Here is a 20,996-nt window from a genome sequence, read left to right as displayed (position 1 = left end):
TTTCCGGAGACGGGCCGGGGCGGCCCGGAAAAAGCTGACGATTGTACTCAAGCTTTGGCGAAACGCACGGGGTTTTTGCTAACGAAAATGGGCCGCCCGGTGGGTCATTCCTGCTCGCTGAACGCCTGCTGCGCCTGCCAGCCGCCGCCCAGTGCTGCCACCAGTTGCACACTGGCCACCAGGCGCCCTTGCAGCAGGTTGAGCGCGCTGCGTTCGTTGCTCAGGGCGGTAGCCTGCACGTTGACCACATCCAGGTAGCCGATCAGCCCCGCGCGGTACTGGTTCTCGATCAGGCGCAGGGATTCGCGGGCCGCTTCCAGGGCTTCCTGGCGCACGACCGCCTCGTCACCGTACACCTTCAACTGCACCAGCAGGTTTTCCACCTCCTTGAACCCGTCCAGCACCGTCTGCCGGTACTGCGCCACGGTCTGGTCATACACCGCCACGGTACGGTCGACCTCGGCGCTGCGTTTGCCGGCATCGAACAGTGTGAGCGCCAGTTGCGGGCCAACGGACCAGTAACGGTTGGGCAATTCGATCCAGTTGCTGAAACTGCTGCTGGAGTAACCGCCATTCATGCTCAGGCTCAGGTCTGGGAAGTACGCGGCGCGAGAAACACCGATATTGGCGTTGGCCGCCATCACGTTGCGCTCGGCGGCTGCGATGTCGGGGCGCCTTTCGAGCAGCTGTGACGGCAACGCCACGGGTATCTGCGGCAAGGCCGGGATGTCCTTGCTATCGGCCAAGGCAAACTGCGCTGGCGTCTTGCCCAGCAACACAGCGATGGCGTTCTCGAACTGGGCACGCTGCCACGCCAGGTCGATCAGGTCGGCCTGAGTGCTCTTGAGCTGGGTACGCGCCTGGGCCACCGCATCGGGGCCGGCAATACCAGCACGGTACTGGTTCTGGTTCATGCGCAGCGACCGCTCGTAGGCGGCGACGGTGGCCTCCAGCAAGCGTTTCTGTTCATCGATCACCCGCAGTTGCAGGTAGTTCTGCACCAGCTCGGACTGCTGGCTCAGGCGCATGGCCGCAAGGTCAGCCAGGCTGGCTTCGGCGCTGGCTTCGTTGGCATTGAGCGTTTCGCGCAGCTTGCCCCACAGGTCGATCTCCCAACTGACGCCCAACTGGGCGTTGTAGGTATTGCGGATGCCGCTGCTGTTGGTAGACAAGCTGGAACTGGAACTGCCGGTGCCCTGGGCCGAGCGGTTTTTGTTAACGCTCAGGTTCAGGCTGGGGAACAAGCCGGCGCGGCTGCTGCGCACCAACGCCTGGGCCTGGCGATACTGGGCTTCGGCCTGGGCGACGCTCTGGTTATTGCTGTTGAGTTCCGCCACCAGCGCATTCAGCCGGGTGTCGCCGTAGATCTCCCACCAGGCGCCCCGGGCGATGGCATCGCCAGGCTTGGCAAGGGTCCAGCCGTCGGCGTGCTTGAATTGCGCAGTGCCGGCAAGCTCAGGGCGATGATAGTCGGGCGCCAGGGTGCAGGCGCTGAGCAGCGCCACGCTGAATGCGGCACCCAGCAGGCGCGAGCCGCGCCCTCGGGTCAGCACCTGCAAGGCACGGTGCAGTGGAGTCTTGGCAAAAGTCATAGCGGGGTTTCCAGTGCCGCGTCGGTGCGCACACCGCGCCAACGGTTGAAGCGGTGGCGCAGGCGGTCCAGGTACAGGTAGACCACCGGCGTCGTGTAAAGGGTCAGAATCTGGCTGAACACCAGGCCGCCGATGATGGTCAGCCCCAGGGGCTGGCGCATTTCCGCACCTTCGGCCTGGCTCAGCAGCAACGGCAGCGCACCGAGTATGGCGGCCAGCGTAGTCATGAGGATTGGCCGCAGGCGCAGCAGGCAGGCCCGGCGGATCGACTCTTCGGGCGACAGGCCCTGGTGCCGCTCCAGTTGCAGCGCCAGGTCGATCATCAGGATGGCGTTCTTTTTCACCACGCCGATCAGCAGGAACAACCCCAGCAGCGAGATCAGGCTGAACTCGCCACCGGTCAGGTACAGCGCCAGCAGCGCGCCGACGCCGGCCGACGGCAAGGTCGACAGAATCGTCAGCGGGTGAATGTAGCTTTCGTAGAGAATGCCCAGCACCAGATACACCAGCACCAGTGCACCGAGAATCATGAACGGCTGGCCTTGCTGGGTTTTGGCGAAGGCATCAGCCGTGCCACCCAGCTTGGCGATCACACCCTCTGGCAAGCCCAGTTTCGCTACTGCACGCTCCACGGCGGACAGTGCCTGGTCGGGGCTGAACCCTTCGGCCACGTCGAAGGCGATGTCCTCGGAAGCGAACTGGTCTTCGTGGCTGACACGGTCGTTGGCCAGGCTGTTCTCGTAATGGGCGATGGTCGACAGCGGCACCCGCGCGCCGTCTGCAGTGATGACCTGCACCTGCTCCAGCGTGCTGGGGTCCCAGGCATACTTGGGGTTTATTTCCAGCACCACCTGGTACTGGTTGAGGCTGTCGTAGATGGTCGAGATCTGCCGCTGGCTATAGGCGTTGTTCAGCACCGTGGTGACCATCTGCATGTCGATGCCAAGGCGCTTGGCCTGGTCCCGGTCGACCACCAGGGTCACCTGCTGGGTGCCAGCACCGTCGCGGGCGTCGATAGCCGTCAGTTCAGGCAAGGCGCGCAGCGCCGCGACGACCTTCGGGAACCACAGGCGCAGGGCGGCCAGGTCGCCACTCTGCAGGGTATACAGGTACTGGGAAGAGCTCTGGTCCCTGCCACCGCCGCCCAGTTGCAGGTCCTGGTCGGCCATCAGGAACAACCGCCCGCCCGGTACCTTGGGCATTTCCTTGCGCAGCCGCTCGATGACCTTCTGCGCATCGAGCTTACGCTCGCCGATGGGCTTCAGGCGCACCAGTACCATGGCGTTGTTGGTGCCACTGTTGCCGCCGATAAAGCCGGCCACGCTCTGCACCGCCGGGTCGGCGAGCAAGGCGCGGCGGTAGGTTTCCATCTTTGGCTGCATCACGCTGAACGACAGGCCGTCGTCCCCACGGATGAAGCCCATCAGCTGACCGGTGTCCTGTTGCGGCATAAGGGTCTTGGGCACCACCACGTACAGCGCGATGTTCACGCCGATGGTGGCCAGCAGGCTGAGCAAGGTCAGGCGGCGATGGCGCAGGGCCCAACCCAGGCTACGGTCGTAGGCGCCGACCATGCGCTGGTGCACCGCATCGCTCCAGCGCTGCAGGCGGGTTTGCTCGGCCTGGTGCGGCTTGAGCCAGCGGGCGCAGAGCATGGGGGTGAGGGTCAGCGACACCAGCAGCGAGACCATGATCGCCGCTGCCAGGGTGATCGAGAACTCCTGGAACAGGTTGCGCACGATGCCACCCATGAACAGGATGGACACGAACACGGCCACCAGCGACACGTTCATCGACAGCAGCGTGAAGCCGACTTCCTTGGCACCCAGGAATGCCGCCTTCATCGGTGGCTGGCCGCCCTCGATGTGGCGGGAAATGTTCTCCAGCACCACGATGGCATCGTCCACCACCAGACCAGTGGCCAGAATCAGCGCCATCAGTGACAGGTTGTTGAGCGAGAACCCACACAGGTACATCACCGCGAAGGTACCTACCAGGGACACCGGCACCGCCAGGCTAGGGATCAGCGAAGCGCGCAGGCTACCCAGGAACAAATACACCACCAGGATCACCAGCACCACGGCAATCAGCAGGGTGTGTTCGGCCTCCTTGAGGGTGGCCTTGATCACCGGTGAACGGTCCATGGCCACGTTCAGTTGCACGCTTGCCGGCAGCAGCGACTGCAAGGCGGGCAGTTGCGCCTTTATCTGGTCCACGGTCTGGATGATGTTCGCCCCGGCCTGGCGGTTGACCACCAGCAGTACCGCGCTCTGATCGTTGAAGAAGCCACTGTTGTAGCGGTTTTCCACGCCATCGGTGATGGTCGCCACATCGGACAGCCGCAGGATGGTGCCATTCTGCTGGCGGATCACCACCGGCCCGTAATCCTGCGCACGCTCCAGCTGGTCGTTGGCGCGCACCTGCCAACTGCGCTCGGCATCCTCGACGAAGCCCATGGGCCGGCGCTGGTTGGCGTTGGCGACCGCAGTACGCACCTCGTCCAGCGACAGGCCGTATTGGCTGAGCAACTGTGGCTCCACAGAAATACGCACGGCCGGCAACGAGCTGCCGCCAATCTGCACCTCCCCTACCCCAGGCACCTGGGCCAGGCTCTGGGACAGGATCGTGTCGGCCAAGTCGTACAGCTGGCCTTTCTGCAACACATCCGAGGTCAGCGACAACACCATCACCGGTGCCTGGGACGGGTTGATCTTCTTGTAGGTGGGCATGCTGCGCATGCCGCTGGGCAACAGGTTACGGGTGGCGTTGATGGCCGCCTGCACTTCGCGGGCCGCGCCATCGATGTCGCGCCCTAGCTCGAAACCGATGATCACCCGGGTTGAGCCCTGGTTGGAGCTGCTGGTGAGCGTGGTGACGCCCGCGATACTGCCCAGTTTTCGCTCCAGCGGGGTCGCGACCGTGGATGCCATGACCTCCGGGCTGGCACCGGGCAGGTTGGCCGACACGACGATTACCGGGAAGTCCATCTGCGGCAACGGCGACACCGGCAGCAGGCCGAAGCTCACGGCGCCCAGCAGCATGATGGCCAGGCTCAGCAGCATGGTCGCCACTGGCCGGCGGATGAAAGGACCAGACAGGTTCATCGGCCACTCCCGGGCACTGGTGTCAGGGCGCTCATGCCGGCTCCTGCACCGGGCGCTGCCTGCCGAAACGGCGTGCCAGGCGGTCGAAGTACAGGTAGATGACTGGCGTGGTGAACAGTGTCAGCACCTGGCTGACCAACAGCCCGCCGACCATCACCAGGCCCAGCGGCTGGCGCAATTCGGCACCGGAGCCTGTGGCCAGCATCAGCGGCACTGCGCCGAACAGCGCGGCCAGGGTGGTCATCAGAATGGGCCGGAAACGCAGCAGCGCCGCTTGATAGATAGCGTCGCGCGGGGCCATGCCTTGATGCCGCTCGGCCTCCAGGGCAAAGTCGATCATCATGATGGCGTTTTTCTTGACGATCCCGATCAGCAGGATGATACCGATGATGGCAATCATGCCCAGGTCATTGCCACTGATCAGCAAGGCCAACAGGGCCCCAACTGCCGCCGAGGGCAAGGTTGAAAGAATGGTCACCGGGTGGATGTAACTTTCGTACAGCACGCCCAGCACGATGTACATGGTCACCACCGCCGCCAGAATCAGCAGCAAAGTGCTGGACAGCGAAGCCTGGAACGCCTGCGCGGCGCCCTGGAAACGGGTTTGCACGCCCAAGGGCATGCCGATGGCCTGTTGCACCTGCTCGATCACCTGCACCGCTTCGCCTAGCGAGGCGCCATGGGCCAGGTTGAACGACAGGGTCACCGCCGGGAACTGGCCGATATGGGAAATGGCCAGCTGTGCCTGGCGCTGCTCGATGCGCGCCAGCGCCGAGAGCCGCACCTGGCCACCCTCGCTGGCCTTCACGTGAATCGACTCCAGGGCCTGCGGGCCGATCACCGCTGCGTTCTCAGCCTGCAACACCACCCGATACTGGCTGGCCTGGGTGTAGATGGTGGAGATCTGCCGCTGGCCGAAAGCGTCATACAGCGCGTTGGTGATCTGCGACACGCTTACGCCCAGGCGGCTGGCCAGGTCCCGGTCTATGACCAGGTACACCTGCAGCCCCTGGTCCTGCAGGTCGCTGGCCACGTCGGCCAGCTCCGGGCGTTGCTGCAAGGCCTGCACCAGCTTGCCGCTCCACTGGCCCAGCAGGTCGGCATCCGGTGAAGACAGGGTGAACTGGTACTGGGTACGGCTAACCCGGTCCTCGATGCTCAGGTCCTGCACCGGCTGCATGAACAGGCGGATGCCCACCAGCTTGTCGAGTTGGGGCTGCAGGCGGCTGATCACCTCGCTGGCGGTGACGTCACGGTCACCGTGGGGCTTGAGGTTGATCAGCAAGCGGCCGCTGTTGAGGGTGGCGTTGTCGCCATCCACGCCAATGTAGGACGACAGGCTCTGCACCGCAGGGTCCTGCAGGATGACCCGGCTCAAGGCTTGCTGACGCTCGCTCATGGCGGCGAACGAGGTGGACTGCGGTGCCTCGGAGATGCCCTGGATAACGCCGGTGTCCTGCACCGGGAAGAAGCCCTTGGGCACCACCATGTACAGGATCACGGTGAGCGCCAGGCTGGCCACGGCCACCAGCAGGGTCAGCGGCTGGCGCTTGAGCACCCATTGCAGGGCGTTGCCGTAGTGCTTGATCAGCCAGTCGATCCAGGCGCCGCTGGCACGGTAAAAGCGCCCCTGCTCCTCGGGCGTGGGCTCGCGCTTCAGCAGCCGTGCGCACATCATCGGGGTGAGGGTTAGCGACACCACCAGGGAAATCAGGATCGCCACTGCCAGGGTGATGGCGAATTCCCGGAACAGGCGGCCCACCACATCGGCCATGAACAGCAGCGGGATAAGCACGGCAATCAGCGAGAAGGTCAGGGAAATGAGGGTGAAGCCGATCTGCCGGGCACCCTTCAGGGCCGCCTGCATCGGCGTTTCGCCTTCTTCGATGTGCCGGGAAATGTTCTCCAGCATGACGATGGCATCATCCACCACAAAGCCGGTGGCGATGGTCAGGGCCATCAGGGTGAGGTTGTTCACCGAGAACCCTGCCAGGTACATGACCCCGAAGGTGCCGACCAACGACAACGGCACTGCAATCGACGGGATGAGGGTTGCGCTGACCCGGCGCAGGAACAGGAACGTCACCATCACCACCAGGGCAATGGCGATCAGCAGCTCATGCTGCACGTCGCGCACGGCGGCGCGGATGGTCTGGGTGCGGTCGGTGAGCACCGACACGTCCAGGCCGGCAGGCAGGTTGTCGGTGATCGACGGCAGCAGGCTCTTGATGCGGTCCACCACCTCGATCACGTTGGCACCGGGCTGGCGCTGAATGTTCAGCAGCACTGCGTGGTTTTCGTTGGCCCAGGCGGCCAGGCGCTCGTTTTCGGCGCCGTCGACGATTTCGGCGACGTCTTTCAGGCGCAGGGGCGCGCCGTTCTTGTACGTGAGGATAAGGTTGGCGTATTCGGCAGGCGAGCGCAGCTGGTCGTTGGCGTCGAGCATGGACACCCGCGTAGGGCCGTCAAAGTTGCCTTTGGGCTGGTTGACGTTGGAGGCACCAATGAGGGTGCGCACGTCTTCCAGGTTGAGCCCGTTGGCAGCCAAGGCATCGACGTTGACCTTGATGCGCACGGCCTGGCGCTGGCCCCCGGCGATGCTCACCATGCCCACCCCGCTGATCTGCGCCAGCTTTTGCGCGACGCGGGTATCGACCAGGTCGTTCAGCTTGGGCAGCGGCATGGTCTTGCTGGAAATGGCCAGGGTCAGCACCGGGGTGTCGGCGGGGTTGACCTTGTTGTACACCGGCGGTGCCGGCAGGTCGCTCGGCAGCAGGTTGCTGGCCGCGTTGATGGCCGCCTGCACCTGTTGCTCGGCGACGTCCATGTTCATGTCCAGGTTGAAGCGCAGGGTAAGCACCGAAGCGCCACCGGAGCTGGTCGACGCCATTTGCTCAAGGCCCGGCATCTGGCCGAACTGCCGTTCCAGCGGTGCGGTGACCGCGCTGGTCATCACCTGTGGGCTGGCGCCAGGGTACAGCGTCATGACCCTGATGGTGGGGTAATCCACTTGCGGCAAGGCAGACACCGGCAGCAGGCGGTAGGCAATCAAACCGGCCAGCACGATGGCCAGCATGCTCAGGGTGGTGGCGACCGGCCGCAGGATGAACAGGCGCGAGAGGTTCATGCGCCCGCCTTGCCTGCCGTGTCAGCGGACTGCGCCGAACCCTTGGTGTCCTGGCCCTGCAGGTGCTGGCCAGGCGTGGCCGGTACCTGGGAACTGTCGTCAACCACTTCCACCTTGGTGCCTTCACGCAGGCGGTCGGTGCCCTCCAGCACCAACCGGTCCCCGGCGGCGAGGCCTTCGAGCACCACGCTGTTCTCCCCGTCGCTGGGGCCCACTTTCAGCTTGCGGATGTTCACGGTGTTCTCGGCATTGACCACATAGGCAAACGTGCCGTCGGTGCCAAACTGAATGGCCGCGGCAGGCGCCATTACCACTTGCTTGAGTGTGTCGGCCAGCAAGCGCACGTTGACGAACTGGTTGGGGAACAGGGCCATGTCCTTGTTCTCGAAGCGGCCCTTGAACTTCAAGGTGCCAGTGGTGGTGTCGATCTGGTTGTCGATGCTGCCCAGCACACCGGTAGCCTGCAGCTTGCTGTCACCGCGGTCCCAAGCCTCCACGGGCAGGCTGGCACCGCTGCGGTAGCGTTCCAGCACCGTGCCCAGCTCGGTTTCAGGCAAGGTGAACGCGACGTTGATCGGCTCAGTCTGGGTGATGATGACCAGCGCGGTGGAGTCGTTGGCCGCCACCAGGTTGCCGAGGTCGAGCTGGCGCAGGCCGACGCGACCACTGATGGGCGCACGAATCTGGGTGAAGTCGAGGTTCAGCCGAGCGTCATTGACCTGCGCCTGGTTGGTCTTGACCAAGCCCTGAAACTGCGCCACTTGTGCCTGGGCGGTATCGAGCGTCTGCTTGGCGATGCTGTCCTCGGCGAACAGGCCCTTGTAGCGGGCCAGGTCAACCTGGGCGTTCTGCAACTGGGCCTGGTTTTGCGCCAGCGTACCTTCGGCTTGTTGCAGGGCAATGCGGTAGGGGCGTGGGTCGATCTCGGCCAGCAGGTCGCCTGCCTTGACGTGCTGCCCTTCCTTGAAGTGAATCTTCACCAGTTCCCCGGCCACGCGGCTGCGCACGTTGACCGTATTAGTGGCCGTAACCGTGCCCAACGCTTTGTAGTACAGCGGGAAATCACCCACCTTGACGGGTTCGACACGTACCGGTACCGGGTCGCTGGAACCACCGAAGCCAGGGCGCCCGCCCTGCCGACCGGCGTCTTTACCGGGCGCGCTCGAGGCTGGCCAGAGCCACCAGGCCAGGGCTGCGATCAGCAACACGATCAGCAGGCCGACGAGCCAGCGACGGGAGGAGCGGGATTTGGGCGCTTGCATGGGTTGAACGAGCCTTGTTCGGAGTGACGACTTGGAGAGGGTGAACGATAAGCACTATCGACGACTAAGCAAAGGGCCTTTACCAGAGGTTTACCTTTGCCTGACGTTGGCAAGGCCCTGAACTTTAAATGAAAACGGCCCGGAAAGCGGTCCGGGCCGTTACAGGGTATTGCGTGTGGCGCAGGGTGGCAGCACAAGCGCAGCCACCCTGCCCTGCCCCCTTACTTCAGGGCAGCCAGAGCGGCCTCGTAGTTGGGTTCGTTGCCGATTTCGGCAACCAGCTCGCTGTGCAGCACCTTGTCGTTTTCATCCAGCACCACCACAGCGCGGGCGGCCAAGCCGGCCAGCGGGCCGTCAGCGATGGCTACGCCGTACTGCTCGAGGAACTCGCGGCCACGCAAGGTCGACAGGTTCTTCACGTTTTCCAGGCCCTCGGCACCGCAGAAGCGCGCCTGGGCGAATGGCAGGTCGGCGGAGATGCACAGCACAACGGTGTTGTTCAGGTCATTGGCCTGCGCGTTGAACTTGCGCACCGAGGTCGCGCAGGTTGGCGTGTCAACGCTTGGGAAGATGTTCAGCACCTTGCGCTGGCCAGCGTAGTCTTTCAGCGACTTGTCAGCCAGGCCTTCGCCGACCAGGGAGAACGCCGGCGCCTGGGCACCAGTTTGTGGCAGGTTGCCGTTGACCTGGACCGGGTTGCCTTTGAGAGTCACTTGAGCCATGACGAAATCCTTTGTGGAGGGTGTGTAAAGGACAGTGAGTTAAGCATGAAGGCAGCCGAGTGCCTATGGGTTGGCTTGAAAATGTTCGATAGCCGCACAAAGGGTACGGGCAAAAAAATGCCCGGGCCGCTTGTAGCAGCCCAGGCACGGTTACAGCGTACTGGTTAGCCCAGCAGGCCGTACACAACCGAGGTCAGCGCCACCAGGCCGATGACCGTGACAAACACGTTGGACAACGCCCCACTGTACTTGCGCATGGAAGGCACGCGGCGGATGGCGTACATCGGCATCAGGAACAGCAGCACGGCGATCACCGGGCCGCCCCACGACTCGATCATGCCGAGAATGCTCGGGTTGAGCGTGGCAACGATCCAGCACACCACCAGCATCAGTGCGGCCACCACACGGTCCAGCGCCTTGCTGCCCAGGCGCGCACCCGACTTGGCGAAGATGCCTTTCAGGCCTTCGCTGGCGCCGATGTAGTGCCCCAGGAACGACTTGGCGATGGCAATGAAGGCAATCAGTGGTGCCGCGAACGCAATGGTCGGGTTGCTGAAGTGGTTGGCCAGGTACGACAAAATCGACAGGTTCTGGGCCTTGGCTTCGGCCAACTGTGCGCTGTCGAGGGTTAGTACGCAGCTGAACACGAAGAACAGCACCATCGCCACCATCAGCAGGTGGGCACGTGCCAGGATCTGGCCGCTGCGGGCGTCGGCATGCTCACCGTAACGGCGCTTCTGGTCGACGGCGAAGGCCGAGATGATCGGTGAATGGTTGAACGAGAACACCATCACCGGTATAGCCAGCCAAACGGTGTGCAAGAACGCCGACCCGCTCGGCACCTGGTGGGCGCTGTCGAGGATGCCGCCCGTCCAGTGCGGCACCAGGTACAGGCCCAGCAGCGCCAGGGCGACGATGAAGGGGTACACCAGCAGGCTCATGATGCGCACCGTGGCTTGCTCGCCGCAGCGCACGATCGCCAGCAGGCCAAGGATCAGCACCAGCGAGAGCACGGCGCGGGGCGGCGGCGCCATGTGCAGTTGGTGCTCCATGAAGCTGCTGACGGTGTTGGTCAGGGCAACGCTGTAGATGAGCAGGATGGGGAAAATGGCGAAGAAGTACAGCACGGTGATCAAGGCACCGGCCTTGATCCCGAAGTGTTCTTCGACCACCTCGGTGATGTCCCCGCCGTTGCGCCCGGACAGCACGAAACGGGTCAGCCCGCGGTGGGCATAATAGGTCATCGGGAAGGCCAGTGCGGCCAGCACCAGCAACGGCCAGAAGCCGCCCAAACCGGCATTGATGGGCAGGAACAGGGTTCCGGCGCCAATGGCTGTGCCGAACAGGCCCAGCATCCAGGTAGTGTCGTGACGCGACCAGTTGCCAAGAGTGGCGGCGGTCGATTCTGCATGGCGTTGCTGAACGCCTTGGGCCTGCTCATTCATTCCGGGTGAAGCTCCACTCGCAAGACTGTAACAGGCTGAGAATGGCGAAATGTCGGCTCCGCCCAACTCAACCGGAAAAGAGGGGCGCGATTGTGCACTGAAAGGTTGCACTTGCGAAGCCTTTTTCGGAGGGGCGGTTGCACTTGTCTGTACAAGCGCAGTAGCGAGCGGCTCTGATCGTGCAGACTTCAGAGCCGCCCGCCGCAACGTTACTTCTGCACAGCAGCAAACGCCTCGGCAACGCGCTGCAGGTTCGCCGGGCGCAGGCCAGACATGCACACGCGGCCGCTGTCGATCAGGTAGACACCGAACTCGTCACGCAGCCTTCGTACCTGCTCGACGCTGAAGCCGGTGTAACTGAACATGCCACGCTGACGCAAGAAGAACTGGAAGTCCTGGCCGGGCAACAGCACGGCCAAGGCATCCACCAGGGCCTGACGCATGTCGAGGATACGCTTGCGCATGACCTCTACTTCGGCCACCCACTGGGCATTGAGCGCGGCATCACCGAGCACACCGGCCACCAGTTGGGCGCCGAAGCTGGGCGGGCTGGAATAGTTGCGGCGAACAGTGGCCTTGAGCTGGCCAAGCACGCGCTGGGCGGTGGCCTGGTCTTCGCAAACCACCGACAGCCCGCCTACGCGCTCGCCATACAGCGAGAAGATCTTCGAAAACGAATTGCTGACCAGGCACGGTACACCGGCGCTGGCCATTTCACGCATGGCGTGGGCGTCTTCTACCAGGCCTTCGGCAAAGCCTTGGTAGGCAATGTCGAGAAACGCGATCAGTTGCCGCGCCTTGACCACTTCAACCACCTGCTGCCATTGGCGCTGGTCGAGGTCGGCACCGGTCGGGTTGTGGCAGCACGGGTGCAGCAGTACGACGCTGTGGGCCGGCAGGCCCTGAAGGGTGGCCAGCATGCCGTCGAAATCGACGCCGCGGGTGTTCTGGTCGAAATACGGGTAGCTGTTCACCTTGAAGCCTGCACCCTCGAAAATGGCGCGGTGGTTGTCCCAGGTAGGGTTGCTGACCCACACTTCAGCCTCAGGGAAATAGCGCTTGAGGAAGTCCGCGCCAACCTTCAGTGCACCGGAGCCCCCGACCGTCTGCACGGTAGCCACGCGCCCGCCCGTGACCGCCGGGTGGTCGGCACCGAACAGCAGTGTCTGGATCGCCTGGCGATAGCTGGCCAGGCCTTCCATGGGCAGGTACAGCGATGCTTCGTGGTCCTGCCCGGCCAGGCGTTTTTCGACGGCATCCACGGCAGCCAGCTGCGGCACCACGCCGGCCTCGTCGTAATAAAGGCCAATGCTCAGGTTGACCTTGTCGGCGCGGGGGTCGGCCTTGAAGGTTTCCATCAACGAGAGGATCGGGTCGCCGGCGTAGGCATCGACATGTTTGAACACAGCGTGCAGCTCCTTGGATCAGGACAGTTCGAAAAGGCAGGCCTGAGCATACCCGGAGTGCGTGCTCAGGAACATCCACTATCGTGCACGGTTGTGTGTGCACCCCTGCATGTTATCGCTGCGCTTTCGCCCGCGAGGTGGCCGGGTCAGCCAAGCAGGGCTTTCAGCCCCTGCAACTCCTGCTTGGTCATGGCCACCCCTTCCCGCTCGGCCACCTCGCGCTCACGGTAGCGCCGCTCGCCCGGCATGCGCGTCAAGCCCGCCGCCTGCATCTGCTCCACCAGCACCCGGCTGCGCTCGGCAAACGGTCGGCCTGCGCCCAGGCCTGGGTTGATGACGATAATCAACTGGCCAGTCCAAGGGGTCTTGGCGCCCGGATGCTGTGCCCAGTCGAATTCCCACGAAAAATGCCCACCGGTCAGGCCCGCAGCGAGCAACTCCACCATCATCGACAGGGCCGAGCCCTTGTGCTCACCAAAGGGCAGCAAGGCGCCCCCGTTCAGTACTGCCTTGGCATCGGTTGTAGGGTCGCCCTGGCTGTCTACGCCGATCCCCGCGGCCAACGGCTGCGCTGCGGCGGCGGCAAGCTGGATATCACCATGGGCCATGGCGCTGGTGGCCATGTCGAAGACGATCGGCGGGTGCCCCGCGCAGGGCGCGGCGAACGCGATGGGGTTGGTGCCGAACAGCGGCTTGCGCCCGCCATGGGGCACCACGCAGGTCATGCTGTTGACCACGCTCAGGGCGATCAGGCCCTGTTCGGCGAACGGCTCTACATCAGGCCACAGCGCTGCAAAATGGTGGGAGTTGTGGATGGCAAGCACGGCGATACCGGCCGTCTGCGCTTTTTTCACCAGCAGTTCCCGCGCAGCGGCAAGCGCCGGTTGCGCGAAGCCGCCCCCGGCGTCGACGCTGACGTACCCAGCCGCCAGGTCGCTGACCTGAGGCGTGGCGCGGCCGTTCACCCAGCCGCTGGCCAGGGTCGATACGTAGCCGGGCATGCGGAAGATGCCATGGCTATGGGCGCCATCACGCTGGGCGCTGGCGCAGTTGCTGGCCAGTACTTGCGCCACCGCCTGGCTGCACCCATGGCGCTCGAAAATGCCCTGCAGCAGTGCCTGCAGCTCGGTAAACGGAATGCGCGCAACGGCGCCGCCTGAGGGTGCGGACATCAGAACCTCCTGGTGGGTATTGTCAGGCCATGCTGGCGCGGCGCAGCGCGTGGGTCAATGCACAGGCAGGCTTCTTTGCATGGCTGCAATGAGCCGACTGCATCGTTAAATATTATTGACCTCCGTAGCTGGAAAACCCTCACAGGCACAGGGTTTAGATCGTTTTCACACCGCTTGGACCCGCGATTACGGGCGGTATGCGCCTTATCGGTCGTTTGACATATTGAACGGCTCTGGCACTCTAGCCACAGGCCCCGACCGGCATCGTCGCCCATGACGAGCCGGCAGTGCTCGGGGCCACAGGCTGCACCCAAGGCCCCGCGCTGTGCGCCTGCACAACAACGACAGGTTCAGCCTGTCCCAAGGTGACATATGTCCAACAGCAACATTGGCAACAAGCAACCCTCCCTGCGCAAGCCCGTCGTCCTGATGACCATGGGTACCCAAGAGCGCAAAGGCCATGACTACCAGGTCATGACCCATAAATACATCACCCCGCTGGTTGAGTTTGCAGGCTGCGTCCCTGTGCTGGTACCTACCTGCTGCGGTACCGATGCCCTGGACACCTACCTGGACATGGCCGACGGCGTCTATCTGACTGGCGCGGGCAGCAACATCGACCCGGCGCTGTATGGCCAGCAGAACGAAACACCGGGGAAAGGCCAGGACCCGAACCGTGACCTGTTCGATATCCCCCTGGTCAAAGCCGCCATCAAGCGCGGGCTGCCCATCTTCGGTATCTGCCGCGGCATGCAGGAAATCAACGTTGCCCTGGGTGGGGACATCTACCAGAAGGTGTACGCAGAACCTGGTTTCAACGATCACCGGGAAAACCCGGAAGACCCGGTTGAAGTGCAATACGCCCAGGTACACGGGGTGAAGATTCAGCCAGGCAGCTGGCTGCAGCACACCTTGGGCACCGATGAAATTCGCGTGAACTCTCTGCACGGCCAGGGCCTGCGCAATTTGGGTGAGGGTATAGAGGCCATTGCCCAGGCTGAAGACGGCCTGGTGGAGGCCATCCATGCACCGAGCCTGTCGCCCTTCCTGTTCGCCGTGCAATGGCACCCGGAATGGCAGGCGGCGAAAAACCCTGATTCGATCAAGATCTTCCAGGCGTTCGGTGATGCATGCCGCGCCCAGGTACGCAAAGCTCAGGGCAAGCGTCAGCAGGCTGCCTGAGCACTTGCATCCTGCTCGGACATGACCATGGGGCGGCGCAATGCCGCCCCGTTCGTTTGATTCGCTGCCACGCTGATAGACATACGATCACCTGACCACAGGTGAACCCGCGTATCCAATTACTCCCGCCCATCCAGCGCATGTCCACTGAGCGTTCTAAAAGACGCGCACTCCCCGCCTGAGAAAATCTAAAAGAAGGACTGGTCATCGTTTAGGTTGTACGATAACTTACCTCTCACAAACAGCACCTCTTTCACCCAAGCGTCTGGATGCCAATAACAATGAACCCACAAGAACTGAAATCCATCCTCTCCCACGGCTTGCTCTCCTTCCCCGTCACCGACTTCAATGCCCATGGCGACTTCAACCAGGCCGGCTATGTCAAACGCCTGGAATGGCTGGCGCCCTATGGCGCCAGCGCGCTGTTCGCTGCGGGTGGTACGGGCGAATTCTTCTCCCTGGCGGCCAGTGAATACAGCCAGGTCATCAAAACTGCCGTGGACACCTGCGCAACGTCGGTACCTATTCTGGCCGGCGTCGGTGGTGCCACCCGCCAGGCGATTGAATACGCACAGGAAGCCGAGCGCCTGGGGGCCAAGGGCCTGCTGTTGCTGCCGCACTACCTCACCGAAGCCAGTCAGGATGGGGTAGCCGCCCATGTCGAAGCCGTGTGCAAATCGGTCAACATCGGCGTGGTGGTCTATAACCGCAACGTCTGCCGCCTCAACGCCACACTGCTCGAGCAACTGGCCGAGCGTTGCCCCAACCTGATCGGTTACAAGGACGGCCTGGGTGATATCGAGTTGATGGTGTCGATTCGCCGCCGCCTGGGCGAGCGTTTCAGCTACCTCGGCGGCCTGCCGACCGCCGAGGTGTACGCCGCGGCCTATAAGGCGCTGGGCGTACCGGTTTATTCATCGGCGGTGTTCAACTTCATCCCCAAAACCGCGATGGACTTCTACCACGCCATCGCCCGCGAAGATCACGCCACCGTGGCCAGGCTGATCGACGACTTCTTCCTGCCTTACCTGGACATCCGCAACCGCAAGGCCGGCTATGCCGTGAGCATCGTCAAGGCAGGCGCCCGTATTGCCGGTTACGACGCAGGCCCGGTGCGTACACCGCTGACCGACCTGAGCGCCGACGAGTATGAAATGCTGGCAGCCTTGATGGACAAGATGGGACCACAGTAACCCCGTTAGCGGCCTGCCTCCGCCGCACCCGGAGTGAGCACACCTCGCTCCGGCTACATCTCAATACCCCGCACAACAATAATTAGTGGGAGTACAACTGCATGCAAGCGACTAAAAAGACGCATGTGCGCTACCTGATCCTGTTCATGCTGTTTCTGGTGACCACGATCAATTACGCAGACCGCGCCACCATTGCCATCGCAGGCTCCAGCCTGCAGAAAGACCTCGGCATCGACGCCGTTACCCTGGGTTATATTTTCTCCGCATTCGGCTGGGCCTACGTGGCCGGGCAGATCCCGGGGGGGTGGCTGCTGGACCGCTTCGGCTCGAAGAACGTCTATGCGTTCAGTATCTTCACCTGGTCACTGTTTACCCTGCTGCAGGGGTTTGTCGGCGGCTTGCCGGTGGCCTGGGCCGTTGTCACCCTGTTCACCCTGCGCTTTCTGGTCGGTTTTGCCGAGGCGCCGTCGTTTCCGGGCAATGCGCGGATCGTCGCGGCCTGGTTCCCGACCCAGGAACGAGGCACCGCCTCGGCGATCTTCAACTCGGCGCAGTATTTTGCCACTGCACTGTTCGCGCCGTTGATGGGCTGGATCGTATTCAGTTTCGGCTGGGAGCACGTGTTCGTGGTCATGGGTGCCCTGGGTATCGTGTTCTCCATGGTGTGGCTCAAGACCATCTACAACCCGCGCCAGCACCCGCGTATCAGCCCTGCCGAACTGGAGCACATCGAGCAGAACGGCGGCCTGGTGGACATGGACCAGAAGCGTGGCAATGACGGGCCTAAATGGGGTTACGTAAAGCAACTGCTCACCAGCCGCATGCTGCTGGGCGTGTACCTGGGCCAGTACTGCATCAACGCCATCACTTACTTCTTCCTGACCTGGTTCCCGGTGTACCTGGTGCAGGAGCGCGGCATGACCATTCTGAAGGCGGGCTTCATCGCGTCGTTACCGGCTATCTGCGGCTTCATTGGCGGGGTACTGGGCGGGGTAATCTCGGACTGGCTGTTGCGCCGCGGCAACTCGCTCACCTTTTCACGCAAATTGCCCATCGTCTGTGGCCTGCTGCTGTCGACCACCATGGTGTTCTGCAACTACGTTGACGCCGAATGGATGGTGGTGGGCTTCATGACCCTCGCCTTCTTCGGCAAAGGCATTGGTGCACTGGGCTGGGCGGTGGTGGCCGACACCTCGCCCAAGCAGATCGCCGGGCTGTCTGGCGGGCTGTTCAACACGTTTGGCAACATCGCTTCGATCACCACCCCCATCGTTATCGGCTACATCATCAGCGCCACCGGCTCGTTCAAGTGGGCACTGGTGTACGTGGGGGCCAATGCACTGGTGGCGGTATTCAGCTACCTGGTGATCGTCGGCCCCATCAAGCGCATCGAGCTGCGCGAAGACCCACCCAAGCCACGCCCAGAGCCTGCGGCCAATCCGCAACTGGCCAGCCCGCCGCACTGAGCGAACACGCCCGGGCCGGCCAATGCCGGCGCGGGCGGATGTACAAAAGCCTGAGAACCTGAACAGTAGGGCCCGAACATGCAGCTGATCGAACACTCTGAATCGCCCCGCTACGTGCGCCTGCACGACGACGACAATGTCGTGGTGGTGGTCAACGACGGTGGCCTGGGCGAAGGCGCACGCTTTGCCGATGGCCTGACCCTGGTCGAAGCCGTGCCGCAGAGCCACAAGGTGGCCACCGTGCCGATTGCCCGGGGCGACGCGGTGAGGCGCTATGGCCAGGTCATTGGCTATGCCCTGGAGGACCTGCGCCAGGGTAGCTGGGTGCAGGAAAGCCAGCTGGCCATGCCGGCCGCGCCCGAGCTGGCCAGCCTGCCCCGCTGCGACGCCGTACCCCAGCCGCAGCCGCCCCTGGAAGGTTATACCTTCGAAGGCTACCGCAACGCCGACGGCACGGTAGGCACCCGTAACATCCTCGGCATCACCACCACCGTGCAGTGCGTCACCGGGGTGCTGGAGCATGCGGTGAAGCGTATCCGCGACGAGTTGCTGCCCCGCTACCCCAACGTGGACGACGTGGTCGCCCTCACCCACAGCTACGGCTGCGGCGTGGCGATCAATGCCCGCGATGCCTACATCCCGATCCGCACGGTGCGCAACCTTGCGCGCAACCCCAACCTGGGTGGCGAAGCGCTGGTCATCAGCCTGGGGTGTGAAAAGCTCCAGGCCGGGCAGGTGATGCACGACAACGACCCTTCCGTCGACCTGAGCGAACCCTGGCTGTACCGCCTGCAGGACGCAAGCCTGGGCTTTACCGAAATGATCGAGCAGATCATGGCGCTGGCCGAAATCCGCCTGAAAAAACTCGACCAACGCCGGCGCCAGGCTGTACCGGCCAGTGAGTTGATCCTGGGCATGCAGTGCGGTGGCAGTGATGCATTCTCGGGCATCACCGCCAACCCGGCGCTAGGCTACGCGGCAGACCTGCTGGTACGGGCCGGTGCCACCGTGCTGTTTTCGGAGGTGACCGAGGTACGTGACGCGATCTACATGCTGACTTCCCGGGCCCAAGACCCTCAGGTTGCCGATGCCCTGGTGCGCGAAATGGACTGGTATGACCGCTACCTGCAACAGGGGGCAGCCGACCGCAGCGCCAACACCACACCGGGCAACAAGAAAGGTGGCTTGTCGAATATCGTCGAGAAAGCACTCGGCTCGATCGTCAAGTCTGGCAGCGGCGCGATCCAGGGGGTGCTTGGCCCCGGTGAACGCGTCAATGGCAAGGGGCTGATCTTCTGCGCCACCCCAGCCAGTGACTTTGTCTGCGGCACCCTGCAACTGGCCGCCGGCATGAACCTGCACGTATTCACCACAGGCCGCGGCACTCCCTATGGCCTGGCGATGGCGCCGGTGGTGAAGGTGTGCACCCGCACCGAGCTGGCGCAGCGCTGGCCGGACCTGATCGACATCGACGCCGGGCGCATCGCCACGGGGCGCAGCAGCATCGAAGCGCTGGGCTGGGAGCTGTTCCACTACTACCTGGACGTCGCCAGCGGGCGCAAGCGCACCTGGGCTGAACGGCACCGCCTGCACAACGACATCACCCTGTTCAACCCCGCACCCATTACCTGACCCTTCCCCTCTAGGAGTTCCAGATGCCGGACATTCTTGGCCACAACTTCATCGCCGGGCAGCGCAGCGCCGCCGGCCTACAGCGTCTGCAAAGCCTGGACGCCACAACGGGCGAGCCCCTGCCCTACAGCTTCGCCCAGGCCACGGACGCCGAAGTGGACCAGGCGGCCAAGGCCGCACAGGCCGCATTCGTAACGTTCCGCCAGCTGGCGCCTGCCCGCCGCGCCGAATTTCTCGACGCCATCGCCGCAGAGCTGGACGCGCTGGATGACGCCTTCGTCGCCATCGTGTGCCGTGAAACGGCGTTACCGCCTGCCCGCATCCAGGGCGAGCGGGGCCGCACCAGCGGGCAGATGCGCCTGTTTGCCCAAGTGCTGCGCCGGGGCGACTTTCTAGGCGCGCGCATCGACCTGGCCCTGCCGGATCGCCAGCCACTGCCGCGCGTGGACTTGCGGCAGATGCGCATTGGCGTAGGCCCTGTAGCCGTATTTGGCGCCAGCAACTTCCCGCTGGCTTTCTCTACCGCGGGGGGTGACACGGCCGCTGCGCTCGCGGCAGGCTGCCCTGTGGTGTTCAAGGCGCACAGCGGCCATATGGCCACTGCCGACCTGGTCGGCTGCGCCATTGAGCGCGCGGCGGCCCGCACCGGTATGCCCAAGGGCGTGTTCAACATGGTGTTCGGGGCTGGCGTGGGTGAACCGCTGGTCAAGCACCCGGCCATTCAGGCGGTGGGCTTCACCGGCTCGCTCAAGGGTGGCGATGCCCTGTGTCGCATGGCCGCCGAACGCCCGCAACCGATCCCGGTGTTTGCCGAGATGTCCAGCATCAACCCGGTGATCATCCTGCCGGGTGCGCTGGCCAAGCGTGGCGAAGCCATTGCGCGCGAGCTGGCCGGGTCGGTGTGCATGGGGGCTGGGCAGTTCTGTACCAACCCGGGGTTGGTGATAGGCCTGCAATCGCCTGCCTACAGCCAGCTGCTTGCGGACCTTGGCGGCCACCTTCAGCAACAGGCCGGCCAGACCATGCTCAATGCCGGGGGCTTGCGCAGTTACGTCAGTGGCCTGGAACACCTTCACGCCCATGCCGGTATCGAACACCTGGCCGGCCAGCCGCAGGCGGGCAACCAGGCGTGGGCGCAGTTGTTCAAGGCCGAAGCCGGCCTGCTGGTGGAGGCGGACCCGCTGCTGCAGGAAGAAGTGTTCGGCCCGACGACGGTGGCGGTAGAGGCGCGTGACAATGAGCAGTTGCGCAGTGCCCTACAGGGCCTGCGGGGTCAGTTGACCGCGACGTTGATCGGCGAGCCAGAGGATTTTGCCGCGTTTGCCTGGCTGGTGCCGCTACTTGAGGAAAAGGTCGGGCGCATTCTGGTCAACGGCTACCCCACCGGCGTCGAAGTCTGCGACGCCATGGTGCACGGTGGGCCATACCCGGCCACCTCGGATGCTCGGGGTACGTCTGTGGGGACCTTGGCAATCGACCGGTTTCTGCGGCCGGTGTGCTACCAGAACTATCCGCAGGCGCTGCTGCCCGAGGCGCTGCGTGACGACAACCCGCTGGGGTTGCGTCGGCTGGTGAATGGGGAGTGGTGTGAGGTAGGTCTTGAGCAATAGGTGAGGCTGTTGGGAAGCGGGTGAAATTGCGTCTGTGAGATCGAGCGCCGCCCGCGCGGCGCATCGCGAGCTGCGCTCGCTCC

At 63.8% G+C, this 20,996-nt stretch carries 13 protein-coding genes; 5 read left to right on the top strand and 8 right to left on the bottom strand.

Going from position 1 to position 20,996, the window contains the following annotated elements; all coding sequences use genetic code 11:
• Positions 1-104: 104 nt before the first annotated feature.
• The 8 genes from IAE33_RS00065 to IAE33_RS00030 form a co-directional block, all read right to left on the bottom strand.
• On the bottom strand, positions 105-1,592 hold the full coding sequence (locus IAE33_RS00065) for an efflux transporter outer membrane subunit (protein ID WP_201161595.1): 1,488 nt from the start codon (positions 1,590-1,592) through the stop codon (positions 105-107).
• Complete coding sequence (locus IAE33_RS00060) at positions 1,589-4,696, bottom strand: efflux RND transporter permease subunit (protein ID WP_201161594.1); 3,108 nt, start codon at positions 4,694-4,696, stop codon at positions 1,589-1,591. The genes IAE33_RS00065 and IAE33_RS00060 overlap by 4 nt, the downstream gene beginning before the upstream one ends.
• A gap of 31 nt (positions 4,697-4,727) precedes the next feature.
• A complete protein-coding gene (locus IAE33_RS00055; protein ID WP_201161593.1) occupies positions 4,728-7,823 on the bottom strand; it encodes an MdtB/MuxB family multidrug efflux RND transporter permease subunit in 3,096 nt (1,031 codons plus the stop codon).
• Positions 7,820-9,085: an MdtA/MuxA family multidrug efflux RND transporter periplasmic adaptor subunit gene (locus IAE33_RS00050; RefSeq protein WP_201161592.1), complete on the bottom strand. Its 1,266-nt coding sequence runs from the start codon at positions 9,083-9,085 to the stop codon at positions 7,820-7,822. Before IAE33_RS00050 ends, IAE33_RS00055 begins: the two co-directional genes overlap by 4 nt.
• Before the next feature lie 221 nt (positions 9,086-9,306).
• The gene (gene tpx / locus IAE33_RS00045; RefSeq protein ID WP_201161591.1) at positions 9,307-9,807 is read right to left on the bottom strand and encodes a thiol peroxidase; all 501 of its coding nucleotides are present in this window, start codon (positions 9,805-9,807) and stop codon (positions 9,307-9,309) included.
• 164 nt (positions 9,808-9,971) lie between these two features.
• Complete coding sequence (locus IAE33_RS00040) at positions 9,972-11,252, bottom strand: serine/threonine transporter (protein ID WP_028633819.1); 1,281 nt, start codon at positions 11,250-11,252, stop codon at positions 9,972-9,974.
• Positions 11,253-11,461: 209 nt separating this feature from the next.
• The gene (locus IAE33_RS00035) at positions 11,462-12,658 is read right to left on the bottom strand and encodes an amino acid aminotransferase (protein WP_201161590.1); all 1,197 of its coding nucleotides are present in this window, start codon (positions 12,656-12,658) and stop codon (positions 11,462-11,464) included.
• A 146-nt stretch (positions 12,659-12,804) separates the two neighbouring features.
• Positions 12,805-13,830 (bottom strand): Ldh family oxidoreductase, encoded by a 1,026-nt coding sequence (locus IAE33_RS00030; RefSeq protein ID WP_201161589.1) that lies wholly within the window; start codon positions 13,828-13,830, stop codon positions 12,805-12,807.
• 372 nt (positions 13,831-14,202) lie between these two features.
• On the opposite strand from IAE33_RS00030, the gene IAE33_RS00025 reads away from it, so the two are divergent.
• From IAE33_RS00025 to IAE33_RS00005, 5 genes are all read left to right on the top strand, one after another.
• Positions 14,203-15,012 carry a gamma-glutamyl-gamma-aminobutyrate hydrolase family protein gene (locus IAE33_RS00025; protein WP_028633816.1) on the top strand — a complete coding sequence of 270 codons (810 nt, stop codon included), beginning with the start codon at positions 14,203-14,205 and terminating at the stop codon, positions 15,010-15,012.
• 281 nt (positions 15,013-15,293) lie between these two features.
• Positions 15,294-16,205, top strand: coding sequence for a 5-dehydro-4-deoxyglucarate dehydratase (kdgD, locus tag IAE33_RS00020; RefSeq protein ID WP_201161588.1), 912 nt, complete (start codon positions 15,294-15,296; stop codon positions 16,203-16,205).
• A gap of 101 nt (positions 16,206-16,306) precedes the next feature.
• On the top strand, positions 16,307-17,671 hold the full coding sequence (locus IAE33_RS00015; RefSeq protein ID WP_028633814.1) for an MFS transporter: 1,365 nt from the start codon (positions 16,307-16,309) through the stop codon (positions 17,669-17,671).
• 78 nt (positions 17,672-17,749) lie between these two features.
• Positions 17,750-19,303, top strand: a complete 1,554-nt coding sequence (gene garD, locus IAE33_RS00010; protein ID WP_201161587.1) for a galactarate dehydratase — start codon at positions 17,750-17,752, stop codon at positions 19,301-19,303.
• A gap of 23 nt (positions 19,304-19,326) precedes the next feature.
• Positions 19,327-20,913 (top strand): aldehyde dehydrogenase (NADP(+)), encoded by a 1,587-nt coding sequence (locus IAE33_RS00005; RefSeq protein ID WP_201161586.1) that lies wholly within the window; start codon positions 19,327-19,329, stop codon positions 20,911-20,913.
• Positions 20,914-20,996: the final 83 nt, after the last annotated feature.

The sequence above is a fragment of the Pseudomonas sp. S60 genome (genome assembly GCF_016647865.1).
Classification (GTDB): Bacteria; Pseudomonadota; Gammaproteobacteria; order Pseudomonadales; family Pseudomonadaceae; genus Aquipseudomonas; species Aquipseudomonas parafulva.
Note: the sequence above shows the minus strand (reverse complement) of the source record. Positions and strands in the feature narration are given on the sequence as shown.

Bases quoted from the DNA above. Each gene is read 5' to 3' on its own strand.
- IAE33_RS00040 (WP_028633819.1), bottom strand. From the start codon at position 11,252: ATGAATGAGCAGGCCCAAGGCGTTCAGCAACGCCATGCAGAATCGACC.
- IAE33_RS00005 (WP_201161586.1), top strand. From the start codon at position 19,327: ATGCCGGACATTCTTGGCCACAACTTCATCGCCGGGCAGCGCAGCGCC.
- IAE33_RS00065 (WP_201161595.1), bottom strand. From the start codon at position 1,592: ATGACTTTTGCCAAGACTCCACTGCACCGTGCCTTGCAGGTGCTGACC.
- IAE33_RS00025 (WP_028633816.1), top strand. From the start codon at position 14,203: ATGTCCAACAGCAACATTGGCAACAAGCAACCCTCCCTGCGCAAGCCC.
- IAE33_RS00055 (WP_201161593.1), bottom strand. From the start codon at position 7,823: ATGAACCTCTCGCGCCTGTTCATCCTGCGGCCGGTCGCCACCACCCTG.
- tpx (WP_201161591.1), bottom strand. From the start codon at position 9,807: ATGGCTCAAGTGACTCTCAAAGGCAACCCGGTCCAGGTCAACGGCAAC.
- IAE33_RS00015 (WP_028633814.1), top strand. From the start codon at position 16,307: ATGCAAGCGACTAAAAAGACGCATGTGCGCTACCTGATCCTGTTCATG.
- IAE33_RS00060 (WP_201161594.1), bottom strand. From the start codon at position 4,696: ATGAACCTGTCTGGTCCTTTCATCCGCCGGCCAGTGGCGACCATGCTG.
- kdgD (WP_201161588.1), top strand. From the start codon at position 15,294: ATGAACCCACAAGAACTGAAATCCATCCTCTCCCACGGCTTGCTCTCC.
- IAE33_RS00050 (WP_201161592.1), bottom strand. From the start codon at position 9,085: ATGCAAGCGCCCAAATCCCGCTCCTCCCGTCGCTGGCTCGTCGGCCTG.
- garD (WP_201161587.1), top strand. From the start codon at position 17,750: ATGCAGCTGATCGAACACTCTGAATCGCCCCGCTACGTGCGCCTGCAC.
- IAE33_RS00030 (WP_201161589.1), bottom strand. From the start codon at position 13,830: ATGTCCGCACCCTCAGGCGGCGCCGTTGCGCGCATTCCGTTTACCGAG.